At 33.3% G+C, this 7,898-nt stretch carries 7 protein-coding genes, 1 pseudogene and 1 riboswitch; of the genes and pseudogenes, 5 read left to right on the top strand and 3 right to left on the bottom strand.

Translation table 11 applies throughout. The features are described 5' to 3' along the window. Window positions 1-296: 296 nt before the first annotated feature. The 3 genes and pseudogenes from V5784_RS00125 to V5784_RS00115 all read right to left on the bottom strand — a co-directional run. A pseudogene (locus tag V5784_RS00125) lies at window positions 297-671 on the bottom strand (PTS sugar transporter subunit IIA); the annotation flags it as partial. Window positions 672-689: 18 nt separating this feature from the next. After that, a complete protein-coding gene (locus V5784_RS00120) occupies window positions 690-1,865 on the bottom strand; it encodes a cation:proton antiporter (RefSeq protein ID WP_336887019.1) in 1,176 nt (391 codons plus the stop codon). 58 nt (window positions 1,866-1,923) lie between these two features. Then, entirely contained in the window at window positions 1,924-2,082 is a 159-nt protein-coding gene (locus V5784_RS00115; RefSeq protein WP_336887018.1) for a hypothetical protein, read from the bottom strand. A gap of 183 nt (window positions 2,083-2,265) precedes the next feature. On the opposite strand from V5784_RS00115, the gene V5784_RS00110 reads away from it, so the two are divergent. The 5 genes from V5784_RS00110 to V5784_RS00090 all read left to right on the top strand — a co-directional run bounded on the left by V5784_RS00110 (window position 2,266) and on the right by V5784_RS00090 (window position 7,309). Further along, window positions 2,266-3,129 carry an RluA family pseudouridine synthase gene (locus V5784_RS00110; RefSeq protein WP_336887017.1) on the top strand — a complete coding sequence of 288 codons (864 nt, stop codon included), beginning with the start codon at window positions 2,266-2,268 and terminating at the stop codon, window positions 3,127-3,129. 94 nt (window positions 3,130-3,223) lie between these two features. Next, window positions 3,224-4,675, top strand: coding sequence for a UDP-N-acetylmuramoyl-L-alanyl-D-glutamate--2,6-diaminopimelate ligase (locus V5784_RS00105; RefSeq protein WP_336887020.1), 1,452 nt, complete (start codon window positions 3,224-3,226; stop codon window positions 4,673-4,675). Window positions 4,676-4,762: 87 nt separating this feature from the next. Beyond that, the gene (locus V5784_RS00100) at window positions 4,763-5,536 is read left to right on the top strand and encodes a YdcF family protein (RefSeq protein ID WP_336887016.1); all 774 of its coding nucleotides are present in this window, start codon (window positions 4,763-4,765) and stop codon (window positions 5,534-5,536) included. A 36-nt stretch (window positions 5,537-5,572) separates the two neighbouring features. Continuing rightward, complete coding sequence (gene kdsA / locus V5784_RS00095) at window positions 5,573-6,412, top strand: 3-deoxy-8-phosphooctulonate synthase (RefSeq protein ID WP_336887015.1); 840 nt, start codon at window positions 5,573-5,575, stop codon at window positions 6,410-6,412. 738 nt (window positions 6,413-7,150) lie between these two features. Beyond that, on the top strand, window positions 7,151-7,309 hold the full coding sequence (locus tag V5784_RS00090) for a YeeE/YedE thiosulfate transporter family protein (protein ID WP_336887014.1): 159 nt from the start codon (window positions 7,151-7,153) through the stop codon (window positions 7,307-7,309). Window positions 7,310-7,417: 108 nt separating this feature from the next. Beyond that, window positions 7,418-7,592, top strand: a riboswitch (Lysine riboswitch). The last annotated feature ends 306 nt before the right edge of the window (window positions 7,593-7,898 follow it).

Raw genomic sequence — 7,898 nt, 5'->3', positions numbered from 1 at the left:
TTCATTATCATTAGCAATTTTCTGTAAAGTTTCTCTTTCTGTAAAAGCTTCCAAAACGATCTTAAATTTAAACTTAGAAGAGTAAGTTTTTCGTGTATTCATAATCAAAATCCCCCATATTGTTTTCTTAAATTATATCCTATTTTTTTGCTTAAGGTTAAACACTCTTTGTATGAACTTATACGACCATTACAGAATAGCCACTCAGAATTTTTCTGAGTGGCTATTCTTATACTTTCAAACTCTACCTCGGTATCTCCCTTTGAGGGAGATACCATAAAAAGGAAGAGGGGTGATTATCCTACCAATATATTCCTGAGCAAACTATGATTTAATTCCCCTTCAAGGCTTAACTCCTTTAAGGTAAGAATTATACTTCTAACAGTCTGTAAATATTCCTGAGGTTTATCCTTAGGAGTAATAACCAGAAAAACTATGTCGATAGGCCTTCCATCTGGAGAGTTCCATTCTACAGGATTCGCTAAGAATCCACAAACACAGATAGTTTTACTTACTTCATCTGTACGGCAATGAGGAATAGCAACTCCCTTACCTAGAGCGGTACTGGCTAATTTTTCACGGGTCATAATAGCATGGGATATCTCATGGACATCTTTGATCAGATATTTTTCCTGGAGTAATTTAGTTAACCTTTCAACTGTATCTCTTTTATTCTTGGCATTAAATTCTCAAATATTTCCAACGATATCTTCAATGGCAAAAGATTTTTTCTTTTGATGAGATTTATATTTTTCACCCATAAATTTATTCCAAGCTGTAAGAGTTCTTTCTGAAATCCATGCTCCTCCAATTTCAAAGACAACGAGAGCAGGGATGATAGTGTTGAAGATAAGTTCTCCGCCACTATTTTTTAAGACAGTAGCTACTAAGATAGTCTCTACTGCTGCCATTCCAGCTTGTGGAAGCATCAATTTTGGTAAACTATTTGTTATCTCTTTTTCCTGATCTGTTACACGACATCCAATCCATGTTCCTATAAGTTTGGCACTACCTCTTACAAGGAGATATCCCAAGACAAAAACAAATGTTTTGCTAGAGAAGGTCTCTAATTTTACACTTGCTCCAATCAATGCAAAGAAAAATAAATTTAAAGCTGGCATAACATTACTTAATTGCAGGGAATGAAAGATAGCGTGATAATGATAGTTAGATACCAAAGCGCCTGCGACTACTGCCATCACTAAAAATGGCAGGTGGAAGTGCAATGCTACGGCGGAACCAACAGCAATAATTCCTGAAATAATAAAGAAAAGTTCTATTGAAAGCATTGGGCCGTAAAAACTTTCGACTTCAATTTCCAATCCGTCTGTTTCATCTACTTTTTTAGGTTTCACAGTAAATTTGAGGAGGAAAAATATAACAACACCTATCAATATAGCGAAGAAAAATTCCTTTAGAACTTCAAAGGCAATAAATCCAAAGGATAACTCCTCTCCATTTTGCATCATTACTGCAATGCCTAAGAACACGGAAAAGAATATTACTTCGATAATGTCGTCCAATACTACGATATTAGCTAAAATGTTTTTCAATTTACCCTCAACCTTTAACTTATTCATAAGAATAAAAGTAAGAGCTGTAGCTGTAGCTATTCCGATAGATCCCACTATAGCTGCGTTAATAATCGGGAAATTAAATACTTTAAAAAAGATCAAAGTTATAGAAACCCACGTAAGCATTGCCTCAGTAAGACAAATTATGGTAGGTTTTATTCCCATTTTTTTTAATCTGTCAAAATGGAGTTCCTCCCCTAAACTAAAGGCTATTAAGCCTAAAAAGAAAAAAAGAAAAAAATGACTTTCTTCTATAACATTCCCATAGGTAACAAAACCATGGGTATACACATACTCAAATTTTTGAAAAATAGATGTAAAGACGAGCCCTTCCTTTGTAAAAGCCCAGTCATGTACAAGTGTCCGAAAGATGAGGTCCTACAATCATCCCACCTAAAATTTGACCTACGGTTTCACCCAGTTTTACCTTTTTAGCAATAACTCTCCCTGTATACGCTCCAAGTATTAGCATTCCAATAGCTAATATATGGATTTTTATAAAATCCATATAAATCCTCCTAATAAATTAACTTACACTATAAAATTTAATATAAATGTTAACATCTATTATACTAATATAAGATATTTTTAATAATTTGTAAAAATGTTATTTGAATTTATGTAATTTAGGAAAGAATGGTTATTATATGATATAATTTTAATAAAATAGAATAGTTTTAGAGGTGGGATAATGGATTACAATATAACAGAGGAATACAAAGATACCAGGGTAGATAAGTTTGTAAGAAAAAAGTATGAGGGTGTAAAATTAGGGGAGATATTTAAATATCTCAGGACTAAGAAGATCAAAGTAAATGGGAAAAAAGTAGAGGGGAAATACAGGTTACAGGTAGGAGATGTGGTGAATGTTTTTGTGCGTGAGGGAGCTACCGTGGAAAAATCATTTATAGAACTAACAGAGAAGGAGATAAAATATATAAAAGCTGGAATCGTTTATGAAGATGAGAGAGTCTTGATATTTGACAAGAAACCAAATATGGTAATGCATAAGGGCAGCGGGCATGACTACGGGCTGTCAGAGATGTTGAAAGCATATACGAAAAATATGAACTTTACTTTTGTAAATAGGATAGATAAGGCTACTTCTGGGATGATTATAGGAGCCAAAACTCTGCCAGTAGTGAGAGAATTATCGGAGGAGATCAGAGAGAGAAGGGTAGATAAAAAATATTATATCTTGGTAGATGGAAAACCGAAAAAAAATAAATTTACAATTAAATCTTATTTGAAGAAGACTGAAACAAAGGTAATAGAATTAGATGAATATGAAGAGGGAGCTAAGGAGAGTATCAGTTACTTTAAAGTGATTAAAAATGGAAAAGAAAGAACTCTGCTAGAAGGGTTATTAGGAACTGGAAGGACTCATCAGCTGAGAGTGCAATTAGCCAATGAAAAAATGCCCATTGTAGGAGATATGAAATATGGGGTAAGTAAGGAAAGTATGATGTATCTTTATTCATATTATGTAAATATACCTAAGTATAATATTGAGATAGAGAGAGAGATACCTGAAAATTTCCTGAAGAGAATATAAATTTAATATTTGTGAATCGAAATAGAGTGTGCACGAAGAGAAAGTTGGTTCTAAGTTTTGCTGTAGGCAATTACAGGAGGTAAGAGTGAAGGATATAGAAAAAATATTAGAAAATATTGAATATAAGATATTAAATCCCGGAGAAGAGATGGAATATACTGGAATGGAGTATGATTCAAGAAAAGTAGTGGAGGGAAATATATTTGTTGCACTGGATGGAAGTGTGGTAGACGGCCATAACTATATAGAAAAGGCTATATCATTGGGAGCAAAATGTATATTGGTTTCTAAAGATGTAGAAATATTAAACGAGGAGATCACATATATCTTAGTAGAAGACCTGAGATTACATCTAGGGGTAATAGCCTCTAATTTTTACAACTGGCCTCAGAAAAATCTAAAGGTTATAGGGGTAACAGGAACCAATGGAAAAACAACGATCACCTATATTTTGGATGAAATATTAAAAAATACTATGAGAATAGGTACAATAGAGTATAAGGTCGGTGATGAGATAATACCAGCTCCTAACACAACTCCAGAATCCATGGATCTAGTAAAAATGTGTAAGAAAGCTGTTGAAAAAAATATAGAGTATTTAGTGATGGAGGTAAGTTCCCATGCTCTTGAGATGGGTCGTGTCGAGATGCTAGATTTTGATGCAGGTATATTTACTAACCTGACTCCAGAACATATGGATTACCATAAAACAATTGAAAATTATTATTTAGCCAAGAGAAAATTATTTATTAAATTAAAAGATAGTAAATGTGGAGTATACAATGCAGAAGATTCCCACGGAAAGAGATTATACGATGAATTCCATGGGATAGGCTATGGTGAAGAGGTCGGTAATTTAAGAGGAAAGATAATAAGTATAGATAATATAAATCAAGAGATAGAAGTAACCTATGAAGAGAAAAGCTATAGGTTAAAGAGTGGACTCTTAGGACGGTTTAATCTTATGAATATTTTAGGAGCTATTGGAGGAGGTATTCAGTTAGGACTGGATATAGAAACTATCCTAGAACGTTTAAAAGGATTAAAGGGAGTTCCTGGCAGATTTGAAACTGTAGATAGGGGACAAGATTTCATGGTAGTTGTGGATTATGCACATACAGAGGATGCACTAAAAAATATTTTGACTGCTCTAAATGAGATAAAGAAAGGCAGAGTTATAACTGTATTTGGGTGTGGAGGAGACAGGGATACTACCAAGAGACCTAGGATGGCAGAGACAGCAGAATTACTCAGTGATTTTGTGGTATTGACGTCAGATAATCCGAGAACAGAAGACCCAGAGTTAATCTTAAATGATGTAGAAAAAGGATTTAAAGAAGCTAAGGATTACCTGAGGATTGCCGACAGAAAAAAAGCTATAGCCGACGCCATATCTATGTCAAATAAAGATGATATAATACTCATAGCAGGTAAGGGACATGAAGATTATCAAATACTAGGTAGAGAAAAGATTCATTTTGATGATAGAGAAATAGCTGGAAAATATATTGAAGAAAGACTAAGAAAAGAAAAAAAACTCTGCTAATCTCTTCCTATGACTCTGTGAATCTCTGTGTTAAAAAGTTACTAGTTATTACTTGTTAGTTTCGCCGTAGGCGATAAAGGAGGGAACATGTTTTTACTTCAAAAATTTATATCTAATATATTTATATCTCCTGGGATATTTATAATTTTTTTGATTATTATATTTATGATGAGTTTTCGTAAAAAATCTGTGGGAAAGGGAAAACTTTTGTTGTTGATGACAATAATAGCTATCTATTTATTGTCTATAGAACCAATAAAAGACCTGATAGTACAACCTTTGGAAAAAAACTATCTTCCCATAACCAGAGCGGGGCTAGAGAAAGTAGATTGTTATGTAGTTTTAGGAGGAGGAATCTATGACAACTCTCCTAAAAGCTTATCTTCTACAACTGGAAGTCCAAGTAAAGCAGCATTATTTAGACTAATAGAGGGAGTGCGTCTATATAAAGAGTCTCCTAAAAAAATAATCATTACAGGTGGAATAGTGTATGATGGAGAAAAATCAGAGGGAAGCATATATAGTGAGCTGATGGTGGACCTAGGAATACCCAGTAGCGATATAATAATAGAGGGAAAAAGTAAAACTACAGAAGAAAATGCAAAGTTTACAAAGGGCCTAATGGAGATAGATGGGTATAAAAAAATAGTTCTTATAACTTCTGCTACCCATATGAAGAGATCAAAATACATCTTTGAAAAATATGGTGTAGAAGTAATACCAGCTCCTACAGGATATGTATCCAGATATAAAGAAAGTTATGGGATGGACAGTTATTTTCCCGCTGCCGATAATTTTGTGGATATTAGGAGTGCTGCGTGGGAATATATTGGATTGATATTTTATAAAATAAAGAACTAACAAGGATGAGTTCAAAGGGTATAGGGAGGAATAAATATGTTGATGAAAGAGGTAAAATCAGTAAGAATAGCAGATAAATTTGAGATAGGTGGAAATAGAGGTAGATTTACACTTTTAGCAGGGCCTTGTGCAATTGAATCTGAAGAGATGAGTATCAGGGTAGCGGGGAAGATCAAAGAAATATGTGATAGACTGGAGATAAACTATGTCTTTAAGTCATCTTTTGATAAAGCCAACAGATCATCGATCCACGGATTTAGAGGAGTAGGAATAGATGAGGGACTCAGAATTCTAAAGAAGGTAAAAGATACCTATGATATACCTGTAATTACAGATGTACATGAACCTTGGCAGTGTGAGAGGGTAGCAGAAGTCGTAGATATGATACAAATACCTGCATTTTTATGTAGACAGACAGACCTATTGGTGGCAGCAGCTAAAACAGGATTACCTGTAAATGTAAAAAAAGGTCAATTTTTAGCTCCTTGGGATATGAAAAATGTGGTCAATAAGATGCAGGAAGCTGGAAGTGAAAACTTTATGTTATGTGAAAGAGGGGTAACCTTTGGTTACAATAACTTTGTGGTAGATATGAGATCATTTATGGAAATGAGAGAATTTGGATATCCTGTGATATTTGATGCTACCCATTCGGTGCAAATTCCAGGAGGACAGGGAACGTGTACAGGTGGAAATCGTGAATATGTATTCCCACTTATGAGAGCTGCACTGGCTGTAGGAGTGGATGGAATATTTGCAGAGGTACATGAAGACCCAGACTCTGCCCCTTGTGATGGTCCTAATATGCTAAAATTAGAGGATTTAGAAGGAATATTAAAGGTAGCGTTAGAAATCGATGAAATAGTAAAAAGATAGAAAGAAACTTGTAAAAAGGAAAACCACTCCTAATTTTTAGGAGTGGTTTTTTTATTATCTAGAAAATTATAAAACCAAATCTTGATATAAATTTTTAAAAAAAAAGACAGATTTGAAATTAAAAGGTAAAATTGAAATGGTAAATTGGAAAAACTGCATAAAAAAAAGACTTAAGGGCTAAGTTGAGAGAGAATATTCAATTTTAAAAGTCTAGGGATAATATAAATTACCATATTTTTTATGATGAAATGATGTTAATTTTAATATTACGTGCGTGAAATCCATATCTTCTTATTGCTTTAAATCCTTTGGGGTTAATATGAGTAATAAGTCTTCCAATAAATTTAAATAATGAAAGAGTTAGAAATGTTTTTTCTTTGGTAATTACATTGATATACCAAAATGTAACTTGATTATTTTCAAATTTAGTAATTCGATACTCAGCAATGGCAGGTCTCATAAGATCCCTTTTAATAATAGGGTAGTTCCATATTTCTTTAGGTAAGGTAAAAATAACATGACGATGTTTTTGATCAATTAATTGCGAAGAAAGTTTAGAAGCCCATTTTTCAGCGTAAATTTTACCACAAGAAGAACAAAATTTTGATTTATAAGTAATAGGTCTAAAAATATAATGAGAGCAAGTAGGGCAAGAAAATATGGATTTGGCAAAAGAAAACTCTCTACAATTTTTTGCAGAAAGAAGAGTAGATTTTATAAAATCAAGTTAATTCTGGATTGATCCTTGGTGGAATAATGTTTGGATTTGGTATGACATTTTCAGTTTGTTGTGCATCAGGAGTTTTAACAGATGTTGTTACAGGGTTTTCAAGAGGGTTTGTAACTCTTATATTCTTTGGTATGGGTGTTTTTTTAGGGTTTTCTTTGCCGCTTTAATAGGTGGAGGAATTTCAGGAAATAAAGTTGCAGCAAAAATAAAATAAAAAAAATATGTTTGACAAATAGAGCTTAAATAGATATACTTATCTCAACATAAAATATATGTATGAAGATAGAGGTTGCAAACCTTAGGAGTATTTTGGAGGAATCGGATAGATTTTGATACCAAATGAAAGGAAGTTTTGCCGAAATTTAAGATTTGTCAAAATCTTAGGTTGGGACTATGGATAATATCTATAGGACTGCCATTATCAAATGATAATGGGGAGCTGTCGAATGATTTTAAGATAGAGCCTATTATACATAATTATGGGTTTATAAATTAGAGTTATCGGTAGAGATCCGATAGCTCTTTTTTTTGAGTTAAAAGATCTCCCTTCTTCTAAAAACTAAGGAAGAAAGATATGAGAGATATAATAATTGTATTGTTGTTAGTAGTTATGAGTAGTTATGAGTAGTTATGAGTAGTTTGGGGTTCGGAGCAGATTCGTCAGAGGCAGCGTTAAATTTAGGAGTGTGGACAGTCCTGCCACCAATTGTAGCAATAGCTTTAGCTTTTATTACTAAGAATGTAATTTTGTCGTTG

This window comes from Psychrilyobacter sp. (assembly GCF_037132775.1).
In the GTDB taxonomy this organism is placed as follows: Bacteria; Fusobacteriota; Fusobacteriia; order Fusobacteriales; family Fusobacteriaceae; genus Psychrilyobacter.
The sequence above is the reverse complement of the archived record's forward strand: the minus strand, read 5'-3'. Positions and strand labels throughout refer to the sequence as shown.